Origin of the sequence: Pseudacidovorax sp., assembly GCF_017991995.1 — a bacterium.
Lineage (GTDB): Bacteria > Pseudomonadota > Gammaproteobacteria > Burkholderiales > Burkholderiaceae_C > Xenophilus.
Genome location: NZ_JAGOPN010000008.1, coordinates 114,396 through 130,700, shown reverse-complemented (window position 1 = coordinate 130,700; position 16,305 = coordinate 114,396). Strand labels below are relative to the sequence as shown.

At 68.2% G+C, this 16,305-nt stretch carries 15 protein-coding genes; 10 read left to right on the top strand and 5 right to left on the bottom strand.

All coding sequences use genetic code 11. The annotated features are described in order from the left end of the window. Positions 1-151 precede the first annotated feature (151 nt). Together KBC94_RS12985 and KBC94_RS12980 are read left to right on the top strand one after the other, a co-directional pair. Positions 152-1,024 (top strand): lysophospholipid acyltransferase family protein, encoded by an 873-nt coding sequence (locus tag KBC94_RS12985; protein WP_294370600.1) that lies wholly within the window; start codon positions 152-154, stop codon positions 1,022-1,024. After that, entirely contained in the window at positions 1,021-1,896 is an 876-nt protein-coding gene (locus tag KBC94_RS12980) for a lipid A biosynthesis acyltransferase (protein ID WP_294370598.1), read from the top strand. Before KBC94_RS12985 ends, KBC94_RS12980 begins: the two co-directional genes overlap by 4 nt. Positions 1,897-2,006: 110 nt before the next feature. On the opposite strand, the gene KBC94_RS12975 is transcribed toward KBC94_RS12980, so the two are convergent. Further along, the gene (locus tag KBC94_RS12975) at positions 2,007-2,912 is read right to left on the bottom strand and encodes an alpha/beta fold hydrolase (RefSeq protein WP_294370596.1); all 906 of its coding nucleotides are present in this window, start codon (positions 2,910-2,912) and stop codon (positions 2,007-2,009) included. A gap of 54 nt (positions 2,913-2,966) precedes the next feature. Then, entirely contained in the window at positions 2,967-3,569 is a 603-nt protein-coding gene (gene yihA, locus KBC94_RS12970; protein WP_294370771.1) for a ribosome biogenesis GTP-binding protein YihA/YsxC, read from the bottom strand. Positions 3,570-3,831: 262 nt separating this feature from the next. On the opposite strand from yihA, the gene KBC94_RS12965 reads away from it, so the two are divergent. The 5 genes from KBC94_RS12965 (at position 3,832) to KBC94_RS12945 (ending at position 9,961) form a co-directional block, all read left to right on the top strand. Beyond that, positions 3,832-4,491 carry a c-type cytochrome gene (locus KBC94_RS12965; RefSeq protein WP_294370594.1) on the top strand — a complete coding sequence of 220 codons (660 nt, stop codon included), beginning with the start codon at positions 3,832-3,834 and terminating at the stop codon, positions 4,489-4,491. A 113-nt stretch (positions 4,492-4,604) separates the two neighbouring features. Continuing rightward, complete coding sequence (locus KBC94_RS12960) at positions 4,605-6,788, top strand: cytochrome c biogenesis protein ResB (RefSeq protein ID WP_294370592.1); 2,184 nt, start codon at positions 4,605-4,607, stop codon at positions 6,786-6,788. Then, a complete protein-coding gene (gene ccsB / locus KBC94_RS12955; protein ID WP_294370590.1) occupies positions 6,785-8,116 on the top strand; it encodes a c-type cytochrome biogenesis protein CcsB in 1,332 nt (443 codons plus the stop codon). The genes KBC94_RS12960 and ccsB overlap by 4 nt, the downstream gene beginning before the upstream one ends. 166 nt (positions 8,117-8,282) lie before the next feature. Then, complete coding sequence (msrP, locus tag KBC94_RS12950) at positions 8,283-9,284, top strand: protein-methionine-sulfoxide reductase catalytic subunit MsrP (RefSeq protein WP_294370588.1); 1,002 nt, start codon at positions 8,283-8,285, stop codon at positions 9,282-9,284. Next, complete coding sequence (locus KBC94_RS12945) at positions 9,284-9,961, top strand: sulfite oxidase heme-binding subunit YedZ (protein ID WP_294370586.1); 678 nt, start codon at positions 9,284-9,286, stop codon at positions 9,959-9,961. Before msrP ends, KBC94_RS12945 begins: the two co-directional genes overlap by 1 nt. Before the next feature lie 38 nt (positions 9,962-9,999). On the opposite strand, the gene lysA is transcribed toward KBC94_RS12945, so the two are convergent. Continuing rightward, positions 10,000-11,295: a diaminopimelate decarboxylase gene (gene lysA / locus KBC94_RS12940; RefSeq protein ID WP_294370585.1), complete on the bottom strand. Its 1,296-nt coding sequence runs from the start codon at positions 11,293-11,295 to the stop codon at positions 10,000-10,002. Then, positions 11,292-11,543, bottom strand: a complete 252-nt coding sequence (locus tag KBC94_RS12935) for a lipoprotein (RefSeq protein ID WP_294370583.1) — start codon at positions 11,541-11,543, stop codon at positions 11,292-11,294. Before KBC94_RS12935 ends, lysA begins: the two co-directional genes overlap by 4 nt. Before the next feature lie 19 nt (positions 11,544-11,562). On the opposite strand from KBC94_RS12935, the gene cyaY reads away from it, so the two are divergent. Next, on the top strand, positions 11,563-11,895 hold the full coding sequence (gene cyaY, locus KBC94_RS12930) for an iron donor protein CyaY (protein ID WP_294370581.1): 333 nt from the start codon (positions 11,563-11,565) through the stop codon (positions 11,893-11,895). A 64-nt stretch (positions 11,896-11,959) separates the two neighbouring features. On the opposite strand, the gene KBC94_RS12925 is transcribed toward cyaY, so the two are convergent. Continuing rightward, positions 11,960-14,266: a penicillin-binding protein 1A gene (locus tag KBC94_RS12925; protein ID WP_294370768.1), complete on the bottom strand. Its 2,307-nt coding sequence runs from the start codon at positions 14,264-14,266 to the stop codon at positions 11,960-11,962. Between the two features lie 353 nt (positions 14,267-14,619). On the opposite strand from KBC94_RS12925, the gene KBC94_RS12920 reads away from it, so the two are divergent. Further along, on the top strand, positions 14,620-15,696 hold the full coding sequence (locus KBC94_RS12920) for a pilus assembly protein PilM (RefSeq protein ID WP_294370580.1): 1,077 nt from the start codon (positions 14,620-14,622) through the stop codon (positions 15,694-15,696). Beyond that, entirely contained in the window at positions 15,693-16,304 is a 612-nt protein-coding gene (locus tag KBC94_RS12915) for a PilN domain-containing protein (protein WP_294370577.1), read from the top strand. Before KBC94_RS12920 ends, KBC94_RS12915 begins: the two co-directional genes overlap by 4 nt. Position 16,305: the final 1 nt, after the last annotated feature.

Genomic DNA, 16,305 nt, shown 5'->3' with positions numbered 1-16,305 from the left:
GAGTCTCTGGCGAACGCTTTAGCAGTTGGGTTTAACGTCGCCCTGCAAGTAGTCCTGTAACTCGGCGACAATTTCGATTCTATTCATGCCGGTCCCAGCCCGCTGGGCCGCGCGTCGGTTTTCCACCCACCCGTTTGTCCGACAACACCTGATGATCGCGTTGTTTCGTCTGCTTGCCCGTGCGCCGCTGCCGCTGATGCATGCGCTCGGCGGGCTGCTGGGCTGGCTGGTCTGGGCGTTGGCGCCGGACTACCGGCGGCGTTTTCGCGCGAATGCCGCGCAGGCCGGCCTGACGCCCGAGCAATGGCGCCCGGCCATCGCCGCCGCCGGCCGCATGGCCGCCGAACTGCCCTGGCTCTGGGCCCGCCCGGCGGGCGAGAGCGTGCTGCCCCGTGTGCGCCAGTGGACGGGCGACGAGGCCCTGGGCGCCGCGCTGGCATCGGGCCGCGGCGCCATCGTCATCTCGCCGCATCTGGGCTGCTGGGAGTTGCTGGGCCAGGCCCTGGGCGAGCGCTTCCTGGCTAGCCACGGGCCGATCACCGCGCTGTTCCGTCCGCCGCGCAAGCCGTGGATGGCGGCGCTGATGGAAGGTTCGCGCGACCGGCCCGGCCTGCACATGCTGCCCACCGACGTGTCGGGCGTGCGCGGGCTGATGCGTGCGCTCAAGAAAGGCGGCTACACCGGCATCCTGCCCGATCAGGTGCCGCCGACGGGGCTGGGCGTCTGGGCGCCCTTCTTCGGTCGGCCCGCCTACACCATGACCCTCGTGCCGCGCCTCGCGCAACTGACCGGCGCCCAGGTCTTCCTGGGCGTGTGCGAGCGGCTGCCGCGCGGCCGTGGCTATGCCGTGCACCTGCAGCCGCTGGATGCGCCGGCCCTCTCCGACCCCAAAGCCGCCCCCGAAGAGGCCGCCACCGCCATGAATCGAGGCATCGAGCAATTGATCCTGAGCCTGCCCGGGCAATACGTCTGGGACTATGCCCGCTACAAGGCGCCGCGCGCCGAGATGGAGACGGCGCGATGAGTGTTTCGGCCCGGCTGGGCATCGGCTTCATGCGTGCGCTGGCCCGATTGCCGCTGCCGGTGGTGCGTGGACTGGGCGCGGCCCTCGGCCCGGTGCTGCACGCTCTGGCCAAGCCCCGCCGCCATGTGGTGGACGTCAACCTGGCCCTGTGCTTCCCCGAGAAGACGCCCGAGGAGCGGCGCCGCATCGCGCGCCAGACCTTCGTGTACGTCGCCCAGGCCTGGTTCGACCGCGCCTGGCTGTGGCATGCGCCGGCCGAGGTGATCCGCCAGCGCGTGACGCTCAAAGGCGCGCTGGACGAGATCGACGTGGGCGAGCAGCCCACCATCCTCTTCGCGCCGCACTTCTACGGCCTGGATGCCGCCGCCACGCGGCTGACCATGCACACGCCCAAGCAGTCCACCACCATCTACACCACGCAGCGCAACCCGGTGATGGACGAATGGACGCGCGAGGGTCGCACCCGTTTCGGCAACGTGACGGTGCTGCACCGCATGGACGGCGTGAAGCAGATCGTGGCCAACCTGCGCCGCGGCGGCCTCTTGTATCTGCTGCCGGACATGGACTTCGGTCCAGCACACACGGAGTTCGTGCCTTTCTTCCACACGCTGGCGGCGACCACGCCCTCGCTGTCGCGCTTCTCGCGGCTGGCGCGCGCCAAGGTCGTGCCGGTGCTGTCGCGGCTGACCAAGGACGGCTATGAGATCGAGGTGCTGCCGTCCTGGCAGGACTTTCCGACCCATGACGCCATCGCGGACACGGCGCGCATGAATGCGCAGCTGGCCGAGTGGATCCGCACGATGCCCGCGCAGTACTACTGGGTGCACCGGCGCTTCAAGACGCGGCCGCCGGGCGAGCCCTCGGTGTACTAGGGAGGAACGCTGCTTCCAGGCTTCGACAGGCTCAGCTCGAACGGTCTTCGTTCACAGGCTCAGCCCGAGTCTTCGTTCGACTGGACGTCCCTGCATGCAAAGGCTGCTTCTCAGGCCGGATGGCGCCGGATGAAGGCGCCGATGCGTGCCATCACCAGTTCAGGCTGCTCGTGCACCACCCAGTGCGTGGCGCCTTCCAGCCGCTCGACCTCGAGCTGGGGCACGTAGTCCCCCAGGCCATCGAGCAGGCCTGGGCGCAGCGCGATGTCGGCCATGCCCCATAGCACCAGGGTTGGGATGTCCACCGTCACGCGCTCGCGCGGGATGTCGGGAATGTCGGCGCCAGGCTTGAGCGGCGTGACGCGGTAGAGGTTGCAGGCGCCCACCAGTCCCTGCGACCACACATCCCGGTACTGCGCCTTCACGTCCTCGGTGAGCCAGTCGGCATTGCCAGCACCGGCCTGCATGGACGACAGCATGCCGAAGAGGCGCGCGAAGTCGTCGCGCGCCAGCACCTCCTCGCTGCCGGGGCGCGCCAGCCAGTTCATGTAGGCGCTGGCTTCCTGCTGCTCGGAGCTGTTCTTCAGCTCGCGCGCGAAGGTGCCGGCATGCGGCGAATTGATGATCACGAGCCGGCCGATGCGCTCGGGCATCGCGTTGGCCATGCCCCAGCCGAAGGCGCCGCCCCAGTCGTGGGCGATCAGCGTGTCGATATGCCCGCCGGCCGATTCGCTCTCGGCCAGGGCGCGCAGGTCCTGCATGAGGCGGTGGGCCTGGTAGGCCTCCACCTCCGCCGGCGCGCTGGAGCGTTCGAAGCCACGCAGGTTGGGCGCCACGCAGCGATAACCGCCGTTCTCCGGCCGGGCGAAGTGCGCCAGCAGCGGGTCCCAGATGAAGGCCGCCTCCGGAAAGCCGTGGAGGAAGAGCATCAGTGGCCGCCCCGGCTCGCCCGCCGCGCGACAGCTGAGCGTGATGCCGTGCGGCAGCGCGCGTTCGAAGGTCTGGATGTTGGTCATCGCACATGTCTCCTGTCTGTGGGGCCGGACGACATGCGCGGTCGGGCAGGCGCGTCAGGCGGCGTCGGGGTGCGTCCAGCGCCAGATGATCTCGGCTGCCTCGTCCACACCCTGCTTCTTGAGGGCGGAGAAGAGTCTGACCTCGCCGCCGCCGGCCTGCAGTCGCGCAATCGACAGTGCCTTGTTGGCCTCTGCCCGCGTGAGCTTGTCGGCCTTGGTCAGCAGCACCAGGAAGTTCAGGCCCTGCTCCACGCGTGGGCGGATCACTTCCAGCAGCACCTCGTCCAGCTCGGTCATGCCCAGGCGCGGGTCGCACATCAGCACGACACCGGACAGCTGCTCGCGGGTCATCAGGTAGTTGCCCATGACGCGCTGCCAGCGCAGCTTGGCCTCGCGTGGCACCGCGGCATAACCATAGCCGGGCAGGTCGGCCAGCACGGCGTCGTCCACCTGGCCCTTGCCCACGCCGAACAGGTTGATGTGCTGCGTGCGGCCGGGCGTCTTGGACGCGAAGGCCAGCCGCTTCTGCTGGGTCAGCGTGTTGATGGCCGTCGACTTGCCAGCGTTGGAGCGGCCGACGAAGGCGATCTCGGGCAGACCCAGCGGGGGCAGGGTGTCCAGCCGCGGCGAGCTGAGCAGGAAGTGGGCGGTGTGCATCCAGCCCAGGGCGGTGCGGGCGCGCTCGGCAAAGCTGGCGGCGGGTGCGGGCGTCGCAGGGACGGTGGAGGCGGGCGGACTGGCGTTCTCCGCCGATCCGCTGGCGGGTGCCGCTGCGGCGTCGGCCGCGTCATCCGCAGGAGAGGGCGGAAAAGTTTGATCCATTCGGTACAGGGTTCTCAAGGAGGCCGTGGAAAGGGAGGGCGATTGTAGAATTGCCCGGTTTTGCGCCAGTCAGCGTACAAGTGAAGAAGCCCACGATATGAAGTTGTTCGCGCCTTATCTGCTTGCTGCCGTGCTGGGGACCGTTCTGGGGGGAACGGCCATGGCGGCAGATGCTCCGGCCACCGCGGCCAAGCCCGCCAAGCCGGATCCGGCCAAGGGCGATACCCTCTTCACGACAGCCCCGTCCAATGGTGTCGCCTGCGCCTCGTGCCACAACGCCGACGGCAATTCGGCCATCGCCGCCAACCCCAAGCTGGCGCAGCAGCATCCCGAGTACATCCTCAAGCAGCTGCACGAGTTCAAGTCCGGCAAGCGCAAGAGCGCGATCATGCAGCCCATGGTCGCCAACCTGAGCGAACAGGACATGCGAGACATCGCATGGTTCCTGGGCAGCAAGACGGTCAAGCCCGGCTTCGCCAAGGAGAAGGACCTCGTCGTGCTGGGCGAGCGCATCTACCGCGGCGGCATTGCCGACCGCCAGGTGCCCGCGTGCGCCGGTTGCCACAGCCCCACCGGCGCCGGCATCCCCGCCCAGTACCCGCGCCTGGGTGGCCAGCATTCCGACTACACGGAGGGCCAGCTGAAGGCCTTCCGTGATGGCATCCGCGCCAACAGCCCGCAGATGACGGGCGTGGCCGCCAAGATGAACGACCGCGAGATCAAGGCCGTGGCCGACTACATTGCCGGCCTGCGTTGACTTAACGCAAGTCAAAAAACCGTCGAACCAACCGCCGACAATCCAACTCAACAAGGGCGGGCCGATCCCTGGGGATCGCCCGCCCTTTTTCCTGCCCATTGCTGCCTTCCGTCATGAGCGTCTCCACCCACGGCCTTCGCCTTCGAACCGGCTCGCAGTCCTTGCGCGCCGCCGTGGAGCTGCTGTCGTCGATGCGCTTCGCCATCGCGCTGCTGACGGTGATCTGCATCGCATCCGTGATCGGCACCGTGCTCAAGCAGCAGGAGCCGATCAACAACTACATCAACCAGTTCGGGCCCTTCTGGGCGCAGGTGTTCCGCAGCGCGCGGCTGGACACCATCTACAGCGCCTGGTGGTTCCTGCTGATCCTGGCCTTCCTGGTGATCAGCACCTCGCTGTGCATCGCGCGCAACACGCCGCGCATCATGAGCGACCTGCGCAGCTACAAGGAAGACCTTCGCGTGCAGGGCCTGAAGGCCTTCGGCCTGCGCGCCGAGACGGTGTTGGCCGAGTCGCCCGACGCCGCCGCCAACCGCATCGGCCAGCAACTGGTTGGGGGCGGCTGGAAGGTCAAGCTGCAGAAGCGCGAGACGGCCGGCGCGCCGGCGGGCTGGATGGTGGCGGCCCGTGCGGGCGGCGCCAACAAGCTGGGCTACATCGCGGCCCACGGCGCCATCGTGCTGATCTGCCTGGGCGGCCTGCTCGACGGCGACCTGATCGTGCGTGCACAGACCTGGCTGGGCGACAAGTCGGTCTACACCGGCGGCGGCATGATCGCGGACGTGCCCGCGCAGCACCGCCTCGCGCCGACCAACCCGACCTTCCGCGGCAACATCCTGGTGCCCGAGGGCGCGCAGTCGTCGGTGGCCATCCTCAACCAGGCCGATGGCGTGCTGCTGCAAGAGCTGCCCTTCGCCATCGAGCTCAAGAAGTTCATCGTCGACTACTACGCGACCGGCATGCCCAAGCTCTTCGCCAGCGAGGTGGTGCTGCACGACCGCGCCAGCGGCGAGACCAAGACTGCGCGCATCGAGGTCAACCATCCCGCGAGCTGGAAGGGCATCGAGATCTACCAATCCAGCTTCGACGATGGCGGCTCGCGCGTGAAGCTGCGCGCAGTGCCCATGGGCGCGGCGGCCAAGCCCTTCGAGGTCGAGGGCACCATCGGCACCAGCACCGAGCTGACCAACGGCAAGGACAAGCTCACGCTCGAATACACCGCGCTGCGCGTGATCAACGTCGAGAACTTCGCCGGCGCCAACGGCGGCAGCGGGGCCGACGTGCGCAAGGTGGATCTGGTTGGCAGCCTTGAGTCGCGTCTGGGCGCGGCCCACAAGGTGGACAAGCCCAAGGAGCTGCGCAACATCGGCCCGAGCATCGGCTACAAGCTGCGCGACGCGGCCGGTCAGGCGCGCGAGTACCAGAACTACATGGTGCCGACGGTGATGGAGGAGGGCGCGCCGCCGGTCTTCCTGCTGGGTGTGCGGGAGCAGCCCGACCAGCCTTTCCGCTACCTGCGCGTGCCCGCCGACGACGAGATGGGCACGGCGGGCTTTACCCGCCTGCGCGAGGCGCTGGCCGACCCGGCCGTGCGCGCCCAGGCCGTCGACCGCTACGTGGCCCAGGCCATCGGCCCCGATCGGCCGGAGCAGGCGCAGCAGCTGCGTGCCTCGGCCCTGCGCGCCATCGGCCTGTTTGCCGGTGCCGAGCAACTGCAGGCCGGCACGGCGCGCGCGGATGGGCGCAATGCCTCCGGCTGGCAGGCCATCGCCGAATTCATCGACCAGCAGGTGCCCGGAGCCGAGCGCGAGCGCGCGGGTCAGATCCTGGTGCGCGTGGTCAACGACGTGCTCTTCGAGCTGCTCAACCTGAGCCGCACGCAGGCGGGTCAGCCGCCACTGCAGCGCGACGAGAAATCCCAGGCTTGGCTCACGCAAGCCGTGCTCTCGCTGAGCGACGCCGCCTTCTACCCAGCGCCCGTGGCGCTCATGCTGACCGACTTCACGCAGGTGCAGGCCAGCGTCTTCCAGGTGGCCCGCGCGCCGGGCAAGAGCGTGGTCTACCTGGGCTGCCTGTTGCTGATCGTGGGCATTTTTGCCATGCTCTACGTCCGCGAGCGGCGGCTGTGGGTGTGGCTGGCGCCCCGTGCCGACGGAACCGGCGCCGAGGCGTCGATGGCCCTCTCGGTCAACCGCCGCGGCCTGGACACCGACAAGGAATTCCACCGCCTGCGCGAGCGCCTGCTGGGCCTGCCCCCGGCCGACACGCCTTCTTCTGCGGAGACACCATCCCGATGAACACCGTCACCAGCACCACCACGCTGAGCCTCAACGAAGGCTGGTTTTCCCGCCGCAGCCTGACCGACTGGTTGTTTGCCGCCTTCGTGCTGGCGGGCGGGCTGTTCGCGCTGGCGCGCTATCACGGCGCGATGGACGGGTACGAAAAGGCAATCCTGCTGGGCACGCTGCCGGCGCTGGTGTGGCTGGGCTGGTTCTGGCGGCCGCTGCAGCGCCTGGGCGTCGTGGTGGCCGCCGCCTCGGTGCTGGCCATCGTGAGCTACCAGGGCGACCTGGCGCGGGCTGACACCGTGTTCTGGCTCAAATACTTCATCTCCAGCCAGTCGGCCATCCTGTGGATGAGCGTGCTCTTCTTCATGAGCACCGTCTTCTACTGGCTGGGCTTTTTTGCCAGCGGTCAATCCGACGCCATGGAGCGCATCGGCTCGCGCCTGGCCTGGGCGGCCGTCACCATGGCGCTGATCGGCACCATGGTGCGCTGGTACGAGAGCCACCAGATCGGCCCCGACATCGGCCACATCCCGGTGAGCAACCTCTACGAGGTCTTCGTGCTCTTCTGCTGGATGACGGCGGCCTTCTACCTCTACTACGAAGAGCGCTACCGCACCCGCGCCCTCGGCGCCTTCGTCATGCTGGTGGTGAGCGCGGCGGTGGGCTTCCTGCTCTGGTACACGCTGGTGCGCGGCGCGCACGAGATCCAGCCGCTGGTGCCTGCGCTGCAGAGCTGGTGGATGAAGCTGCACGTGCCGGCCAACTTCATCGGCTACGGCACCTTCTCGCTGGCGGCCATGGTGGCCTTCGCCTACCTCATCAAGCAGCAGGCGGCCGAGACCCGCTGGTGGCGCCTGACACCCATCTGGCTCCTGGGCGCGGCGCTGTGCTTCGTGCCCATCGCCTTCCGCCAGCGTGGTGTGGCCGAGGCGGGCGGCAGCTATTGGGTGGGCTATGCCCTGATCTCGGCGCTGATCGCGGCCGGCATCCTGCTGGGCCGCCGCCGCATCGCCGCCCGCCTGCCGGCCTTCGAGGTGCTGGACGACGTGATGTACAAGGCCATCGCCGTCGGCTTCGCCTTCTTCACCATCGCCACGGTGCTGGGCGCGCTGTGGGCCGCCGACGCCTGGGGCGGCTACTGGAGCTGGGATCCGAAGGAGACCTGGGCGCTGATCGTCTGGCTCAACTACGCGGCCTGGCTGCACATGCGACTGGTCAAGGGCCTGCGCGGCACGGTCGCCTCGTGGTGGGCGCTGATAGGCCTGGCGGTGACCACCTTCGCCTTCCTGGGCGTCAACATGTTCCTGTCGGGCCTGCACAGCTACGGCACGCTGTAGGCCACGGCCGCCGGCCCGCGTGCCGGCCCAGCCCCACCCGCGGCGGGGGCAGGGCTTTTGGGGCAGACTGAAATCCAGGTGGAGCCCGCCTGCGTAACCAAATGGACGTGGGCACCGAACTCCTCAGGGTCCACCTGTGTCCCACCGCCTGCGAAAGGGCTCCCCCATGCTGATCCGTTCCCGCGATGACGGCTTCGTTCATCCCATCTCCAGCGAAATCACGCCGCGCGCGGTGTACGAACAGCGCCGGCAACTCCTGCGCCTGATGGCGACCGGCGCCGCTGGTGCGGCCCTGGCCGGCTGGGCCGGCCGCGAGGCGATGGCGCAGGCCCAGAACTCCGGCGGCAAGCTGGCTGCCTTGCCGGGTGCCAAGTCGAACGTGGCGGGCGCGCAGGTGATGGAAAAGGTCACCGACTACAAGGACGCGACCACCTACAACAACTTCTACGAGTTCGGCACCGACAAGGCCGACCCGGCCAAGAACGCCCACACCCTCAAGACCCGGCCGTGGACGGTCGAGGTCGAGGGTCTGGTCAAGAAGCCCGGCAAGTACGGCATCGAGGACTTGCTCAAACTTTCCGCGCAGGAAGAGCGGGTCTACCGCCTGCGCTGCGTCGAGGGCTGGTCGATGGTGATCCCGTGGGTCGGCTATTCGCTGGCCGAGCTGATCAAGCGGGTCGAGCCGCAGGGCAATGCCAAGTACGTGGAGTTCGTGACGCTGGCCGATCCGAAGACCATGCCCTTCGTCGGCTCGCGCGTGCTCGATTGGCCCTATGCCGAGGGCCTGCGCATGGATGAGGCCATGCATCCGCTGACGCTGCTGACCTTCGGCATGTACGGCGAGGTGCTGCCCAACCAGAACGGCGCGCCGGTGCGCATCGTGGTGCCCTGGAAGTACGGCTTCAAGTCGGCCAAGTCCATCGTCAAGATCCGCTTTGTCGAGAAGGAGCCGGGCACGGCCTGGAACAAGGCGGCGGCCAACGAATACGGCTTCTATTCCAACGTGAATCCCGAGGTGGACCATCCGCGCTGGAGCCAGGCCACCGAGCGCCGCATCGGTGAGCCCGGCGGCCTGTTCGCCAAGCGGCGCAAGACGTTGATGTTCAACGGCTACGAGGCGCAGGTCGGCCAGCTCTATGCGGGCATGGACCTGAAGAAGTTCTACTGATGGCGACGGCTGCACAGGCGGGCCGCAGGCCGGCAGCCCGGCCCGCGGGCGGTCACGGGCTCAACCGGCTGCTGATGCATCCGGTTGCCAAGCCGGCGGTGTTCGTGCTGTGCCTGCTGCCCTTCGCGTGGCTGCTTTATGGCGCCGTGGCCGACCAACTCGGCGCCAACCCGGCGGAGTACCTGCTGCGTGCCACGGGCGACTGGGCCCTGCGTTTTCTCTGCATCGTGCTGGCCGTGACGCCGCTGCGCGTCATGGCCAGGCTCACCGCGATCGCGCGCTGGCGCCGCATGCTGGGGCTCTTCGCCTACTTCTACGTGGTGGTGCACCTGCTGTGCTACTCGTGGTTCGACATGGGCTTCGACCTGCCGGCCATCGTGGCGGACATTCCCAAGCGGCCCTTCATCCTCGTGGGCTTTGCGGCCTTCGTGCTGCTGACGCTGCTGGCCGCCACCTCCTTCAACCGCGCGATCAAGGCGCTGGGCGGCAAGCGCTGGCAGCGGCTGCATCGCCTGGTCTACCTGTGCGCCGGGCTGGGGCTGCTGCACTTCTTCTGGATGCGGGCCGGCAAGAACAACTTCGGCGAGGTCGGCATCTACGCGGTCGTCATTGCGGTGTTGCTGGGCTGGCGCGTGTGGCATGCAGTTGCCACGCGCAGAGCAAGCGCCACGCGGTAGCGCCATGAAAGAAGGCGGCCTGGGCCGCCTTTGTCATGTCAAAGCAGTTGCTCTGCGCGCAACTGGTCTTCCACCGTCTCGCGCCGGCGGATGAGTCGGGCCTCGGTGCCACTGACCAGCACTTCGGCCGCGCGGCCGCGGGTGTTGTAGTTGCTGGCCATGCTCATGCAATAGGCCCCGGCCGAGAGCACGGCCAGCAGGTCGCCGGACTGCACCGCGAGGTCGCGGTCGCGGCCCAGCCAGTCGCCGCTTTCGCACACCGGGCCGACCACGTCGTAGCGCACCGGCTCGGCATCCGCCTTCAGCACCACCGGTTCGATGCGGTGGAAGGCCTCGTACATGGCGGGCCTGGGCAGGTCGTTCATGGCTGCGTCGACGATGCAGAAGTTCTTCTCTTCGCCGGGCTTGGTGTAGAGCACCTCGGTCAGGCAGACGCCTGCGTTGCCCACCAGCGAGCGGCCGGGCTCGATGACCAGCTTGCGGTCGCCGAAGCCACGGGCGTCCAGCCGGGCCAGCAACTGCTGCCACAGCGCATCGGCGGCGGGTGGCGTGTCGCCGTTGTAGTCGATGCCCAGGCCGCCGCCGAAGTCCAGATGCTGCAGCCGGATGTCCTGGGCCTCGATGGCCTGCACCAGGTCGAGCACGCGCTCCAGCGCATCCAGGTAGGGCGAGGCCTCGGTGATCTGCGAGCCGATGTGGCAGTCGATGCCGACCACGGCCAGCCCCGGCAGCGACGCGGCATGCCGGTAGACCTCGACCGCGCGATCGTGGGCGATGCCGAACTTGTTGCCCTTGAGGCCGGTGGAGATGTACGGATGCGTCTTCGCGTCGACGTTGGGATTGATGCGCAGGCTGACCGGCGCGCGCTTGCCGGCGGCCACGGCCACTGCGCTCAGCACGTCGAGCTCGGCTTCGCTCTCGACGTTGAAGCAGGCGATGCCGGCGTCCAGGGCCTGGCGCATCTCGGCGCGGGTCTTGCCCACGCCGGAGAAGATCACCTTGCGCGCATCGGCGCCTGCCGCCAGCACACGGGCCAGTTCGCCGCCGGAGACGATGTCGAAACCGCAGCCGGCTTCGGCGAAGACGCGCAGCACGCCGAGCGAGGAGTTTGCCTTCATCGCATAGCAGACCAGCGCGTCGCGACCTTCGAGGCCGCGGCGGTAGGCGGACAGCGCATCGAGCATCCACTGCTTGGAATAGACGAACAGCGGCGTGCCATGTTCGCGCGCGAGCGCCTGCAGGTCGGCCTGTTCGACACGCAGCGTGCCGCCCTCGCGGGCAATATGGGGTTGGCCCGGCAGCACGGTGCCGGCGAAAGCGGGAGAGGCGGTCATTGACGGGAAGCGGGAGCCGAGGTGGAGGCCGGTGCGCTGGCGGCGTCGGCAGGTGCTGGCGCGGCCTTGTTGCCGGAGCCGGTGAGCACCTGCGGCAGGGTGGCGCGCTGGGCGGCAGCGGGCTCGGTCGGCAGGTAGAGCGCGCCCCGCTGGCCACAGGCCGACAGGGCGGCGAGGGCCGCGAGCGCAAAGGCCTTGGCGAGGTGGCGCAAGGGGGCGCTCACTAGAATTTGCCGAGCATTCAACATCGCGAAATTTTATCCAGTCATGACCGACGCCCAGTACCTCGATCTCGCGGAATCCGCCCTGGCAGCCATCGAACGCAGCTGCGACCAGATCAACGAGAACACCGACGCGGACATCGACAACCAGCGGGTCGGCGGCATGATCACGCTGACCTTCGCCAACCGCAGCCAGGTGGTGGTGAACCTGCAGCCGCCGCTGCACGAGATCTGGCTGGCGGCCCGCACCGGCGGCTACCACTTCCGCCACGACGGGCAGCAGTGGGTGGACACCAAGACCGGCGAGGAGCTCTTTGCCCGGTTATCGCAGGAGTGCAGCCTGCAGGCGGGCGAGCCCCTGGGCTTCAGGGCGGGCTGAGCCGCAGGCGCCCCGGCGGGCCTCCGGCCGCGTCGGGGCAGCCGGGAAGCCCGCGGCCGCCGGCCTAGTTGCGGAACAGGTCGAGGATCCGGTTGCGCTCTTCGCCGCCCGAGGGGGCGCCGGCCGGGTGGGTGCTGCCGTCGATGCCCGGCACCGTCACGGGCTCGACGCCCAGCGTGCTCACGGCCCGGCCGGGCGTGTAGTCGTCGTAGTAGACCTCGCCGCCGATGTTGACCACCCCCGGCGGCGACTGAATCTCGCTCACCGGCACGCCCTTGAGGGCGGTCTGCATGAAGCTGATCCAGATCGGCAGGCTCAGGCCGCCGCCCGTCTCACGGTCGCCCAGCTTGCGTGGCGTGTCGTAACCCATCCACACCACGGCGGTGAGCGTAGGCTGGAAGCCGGCGAACCAGGCGTCCAGCGAATCGTTGGTGGTGCCCGTCTTGCCGTAGAGGTCGACGCGCTTGAGCGTGGCCTGGGCCTTGGCCGCGGTGCCGCCGCTGGCCACGGACTGCAGCAGGCTGTCCATGATGTAGGCGTTGCGCTGCGGAATGGCGCGCGAGGTCTCGCCCCGCAGCGGTGGCTGCACATCGACCAGCACCCGGTCCTTGTGGTCGGTGATGCGGGTGATCAGGTAAGGATTCACGCGGTAGCCACCGTTGGCGAACACCGAATAGGCGGCCGCCATCTGCATCGGCGTGACCGAGCCTGCGCCCAGCGCCATCGGCAGGTAGGCTGGGTGCTTTTCACGCTCGAAGCCGAAGTTGGTGATCCAGTCCTGCGCGTAGCGGGTGCCGATGGACTGCAGCACACGGATGGACACCATGTTCTTGGACTTCATCAGCGCCCGGCGCAGCGGCATCGGGCCCTCGAAGTTGCCGTCGTAGTTCTTCGGCTCCCAGGGCTGGCCGCCGGTGGTGCCGGCATCGAAAAACAGCGGCCCGTCGTTGACCACGGTGCTGGGCATGAAGCCCTTCTCCAGCGCGGCCGAGTAGATGAAGGGCTTGAAGCTGGAGCCTGGTTGCCGCCACGCCTGCGTCACGTGGTTGAACTTGTTCTTGCCGAAGTCGAAGCCGCCCACCATCGCCTTGATGGCGCCGTCGCGCGGGTCCATGGCCACGAAGGCGCCTTCCACCTCGGGCAACTGTGTGATCTCCCAGGTCCCCTTGGCCGTCTTGGCGACGCGGATGACGGCGCCGCGGCGGATGCGCACGTTGGGCGCCGCCTTGTCCGACAGGCCCGACTGGGCCGGGCGCAGGCCTTCGCCGCTGATCTGCAGTTCTTCGCCACTGGCGCGGACGGCGGTCACTTCCTTGGGGCTGGCCTTGAGCACCACGGCCGACATCACGTCGCCGTTGTCGGGATGCTCGGCCAGCACGTCGTCCACGGCCTCGTCGAGCTCCTTGGGGTCACTCGGCAGGTCGATGAACTTCTCGGGGCCGCGATAGATCTGGCGCCGTTCGTAGTCCATGATGCCGCGGCGCAGGGCCGAGTAGGCCGCCGATTGCTGCGACGCGACCAGCGAGGTGTAGACCTTCAAGCCGCGCGTGTAGGTGCTGTCGCCGTACTGCGCGTACATCAGCTGGCGGACCGTCTCGGCCACGTATTCGGCATGCAGCCGGTCAGGATCGTTGGCGTTGCGCAGGTGCAGGCGCTCGGCACGGGCCTCCTTGGCCTGCGCCTCGGTGATGAAGCCGGCCTCGACCATGCGGTCGACGACGTAGAGCTGGCGCGCTCGCGCACGAGAGGGGTTGTTGACCGGGTTGTTGGCGCCCGGTGCCTTGGGCAGCCCGGCCAGCATCGCGGCCTCGGCAATGGTGATGTCCTGCAGCGGTTTGCCGAAGTACGACTCGGACGCAGCGGCGAAGCCGTAGGAGCGGTTGCCCAGGTAGATCTGGTTGAGGTAGATCTCGAGGATCTGGTCCTTGCTGAGCTGGTGCTCCAGCTTGAAGGCCAGCAGGATCTCGTAGATCTTGCGGGTGAGCGTCTTCTCGGAGCTGAGGTAGACGTTGCGCGCCACCTGCATGGAGATGGTCGATGCGCCCTGGCTCTTCACCCGGTTGAGGTTGGCGAGGCCGGCGCGGATCACGCCCTTGTAGTCCACCCCGCCGTGGTCGTAGAAGCGGGCATCTTCCGCCGCCAGCACCGCCTCCTTCATCACCTTGGGCACGGTGGCGATGGGCGTGAGGTTGCGGCGCTCCTCGCCGAACTCGCCGATCTGGATGCCTTCCGCGGAGAAGACGCGCAGCGGCAGCTTGGGCCGGTAGTCGGCGAGTTCCGAGACGTCCGGCAGGTTGGGATAGGCGACAGCCAGGGCCACTGCCCCCACCAGCAGCGCGCTGGCGACGGCGGCACCCGCAATGCCCAGCATCCACAGGAGGATGCGCGTGGTCCAACGCAGCCAGGCGTGCCCGGGAGGGCGCTTCTGGGCCTTGTCTTCTCGGGGGGAGGGCGCCGGCGCGCGTGAGGAGGGGGGCATGGGGCGAGAGGCTCTTGGGGCCGCGGATTATAAAAACCGGGTCGCTTCTCACCCCTGGTTACACTGATCGTTACTTTGGGTTGAGGATGCGGCGGTGTGCCTTCGTATTCTTTTAACAACTAATGCAATTTCGTTAAAAAAAGCCGACGGCGGCTGTTGGTGCGTGGGGCGTTGCGCTGATAGCATCTATTCACACGCATTTTTTGCCAAGTGTTACAAGCACGTGAACGGCTGAGCGTCCTCCGATGGCCCTTGGATCACTTTTTCGTCGACAGCCGCCGCCTCTTCTGGGCCTGGACGTCTCTTCGTCCAGTGTGAAGCTGGTGGAACTCGAGCGCAACCCCGCAGGCAAGCTGGTGCTCCTGCGCTGCGCGATCGAGCCCCTGGAGAGTGGCTGGATCACCGACGGCAACGTCGAGAAGTTCGACGAGGTGGCCGAAGCCGTCCGTCGGGCCGTCCGCAAGAGCGGCGCCAAGACCCGGAATGCCGCCCTGGCGCTGCCGCCGTCGGCCGTGATCACCAAGAAGGTGATCCTGCCGGCCGGCCTGAGTGAGACGGAGCTCGAGGTCCAGGTCGAGTCCGAGGCCAACCAATACATCCCCTTCTCGCTGGACGAGGTCAGCCTCGACTTCTGCGTCATGGGCCCGAGCCCGGGCAGCCCCGAGGACGTGGAGGTGCTGATCGCCGCCTCCCGCAAGGAGAAGGTGCAGGACCGCCAGGGTCTGGCGGAGGCGGCCGGTCTGAAGGCGGTGATCCTGGACGTGGAGTCCTTCGCTTCCCGGCTCGCCGCGGCGCGGCTGATCGAGCAACTGCCCGCCCAGGGCCGCGACGCCGTCGTCGCGCTGTTCGAGGTGGGAGCCAGCACCACGAGCATGCAGGTGCTGCGCAACGACGAAGTGCTGTACGACCGCGACCAGGCCTTCGGCGGCGCGCAGCTCACCCAGCTGATCGTGCGCCAGTACGGCTTCTCGGCCGAGGAGGCCGAGGCCAAGAAGCGCAGCGGCGACCTGCCCGAGGACTACGAATCCGCCGTGCTCAAGCCCTTCGTGGCCAGCATCGCGCAGGAGATCGCGCGGGCGCTGCAGTTCTTCTTCACCAGCACGCCGCACAACCGCGTGGACTACGTGCTGCTGGCCGGCGGCTCCGCGGGGCTGCCGGGGCTCACCCATGCGGTGACGCGCCAGACCTCCTTCGCCTGCTCGCTGCTCAATCCCTTCGAGGGCATGGAGTTCGATTCGGGCGTGCGTGCCAAGCGGCTCCAGCGCGAGTCTGCCTCCTACCTCACGGCCTGCGGGCTGGCGATGCGGAGGTTCCTGCAGTGATCCTGATCAACCTGCTGCCGCACCGTGAGGCGGCCCGCAAGCGGCGCAAGGAGAACTTCTATGCTTCGCTGGGCGCAGCGGCCCTGGCCGGTGGCCTGATCGCCGGCGTGGCCTTCCTGTACCTGCAGGCACTGATCCTCGACCAGCAGACGCGCAACGCGCTGCTGAGTTCGGAGATCCAGAAGCTCGACACCGAGATCAAGGAGATCGCCACGCTGCAGGCCGAGATCGCCGGGCTGCGCGCGCGCCAGAAGTCGGTGGAAGACCTGCAGGGCGACCGCAACCTGCCCGTGCACCTGCTCAATGAGCTGGTCCGGCAGCTGCCCGACGGCGTCTACCTGACCAGCATGCGCCAGGAAAACCAGACCGTGACGTTGCAGGGCGCGGCCCAGTCCAACGAGCGGGTCTCGGAGTTGCTGCGCAACCTGGGCAACAGCAGCCCCTGGCTGGTCAAGCCCGAGTTGGTGGAAATCACTGCGGGCGTGGTCACGCTCAGTCCCCGGGATCAGCGCCGGGTGTCGAATTTCACGATGCGCGTGGGCGTGCGCCGTCCGACGGAGGCCCAGAAGCCGACGTCGCCGGCGCCCGCGGCATCGACCAAGGGTTGAA

Excerpts from the sequence above, each read along its gene's own strand:
- KBC94_RS12920 (WP_294370580.1), top strand. The coding sequence starts at position 14,620 with ATGGCCCTTGGATCACTTTTTCGTCGACAGCCGCCGCCTCTTCTGGGC.
- KBC94_RS12975 (WP_294370596.1), bottom strand. The coding sequence starts at position 2,912 with ATGACCAACATCCAGACCTTCGAACGCGCGCTGCCGCACGGCATCACG.
- cyaY (WP_294370581.1), top strand. The coding sequence starts at position 11,563 with ATGACCGACGCCCAGTACCTCGATCTCGCGGAATCCGCCCTGGCAGCC.
- KBC94_RS12960 (WP_294370592.1), top strand. The coding sequence starts at position 4,605 with ATGAGCGTCTCCACCCACGGCCTTCGCCTTCGAACCGGCTCGCAGTCC.
- KBC94_RS12945 (WP_294370586.1), top strand. The coding sequence starts at position 9,284 with ATGGCGACGGCTGCACAGGCGGGCCGCAGGCCGGCAGCCCGGCCCGCG.
- lysA (WP_294370585.1), bottom strand. The coding sequence starts at position 11,295 with ATGACCGCCTCTCCCGCTTTCGCCGGCACCGTGCTGCCGGGCCAACCC.
- KBC94_RS12925 (WP_294370768.1), bottom strand. The coding sequence starts at position 14,266 with ATGCTGGGCATTGCGGGTGCCGCCGTCGCCAGCGCGCTGCTGGTGGGG.
- ccsB (WP_294370590.1), top strand. The coding sequence starts at position 6,785 with ATGAACACCGTCACCAGCACCACCACGCTGAGCCTCAACGAAGGCTGG.
- yihA (WP_294370771.1), bottom strand. The coding sequence starts at position 3,569 with ATGCACACCGCCCACTTCCTGCTCAGCTCGCCGCGGCTGGACACCCTG.
- KBC94_RS12935 (WP_294370583.1), bottom strand. The coding sequence starts at position 11,543 with ATGTTGAATGCTCGGCAAATTCTAGTGAGCGCCCCCTTGCGCCACCTC.
- KBC94_RS12985 (WP_294370600.1), top strand. The coding sequence starts at position 152 with ATGATCGCGTTGTTTCGTCTGCTTGCCCGTGCGCCGCTGCCGCTGATG.
- KBC94_RS12965 (WP_294370594.1), top strand. The coding sequence starts at position 3,832 with ATGAAGTTGTTCGCGCCTTATCTGCTTGCTGCCGTGCTGGGGACCGTT.
- KBC94_RS12980 (WP_294370598.1), top strand. The coding sequence starts at position 1,021 with ATGAGTGTTTCGGCCCGGCTGGGCATCGGCTTCATGCGTGCGCTGGCC.
- msrP (WP_294370588.1), top strand. The coding sequence starts at position 8,283 with ATGCTGATCCGTTCCCGCGATGACGGCTTCGTTCATCCCATCTCCAGC.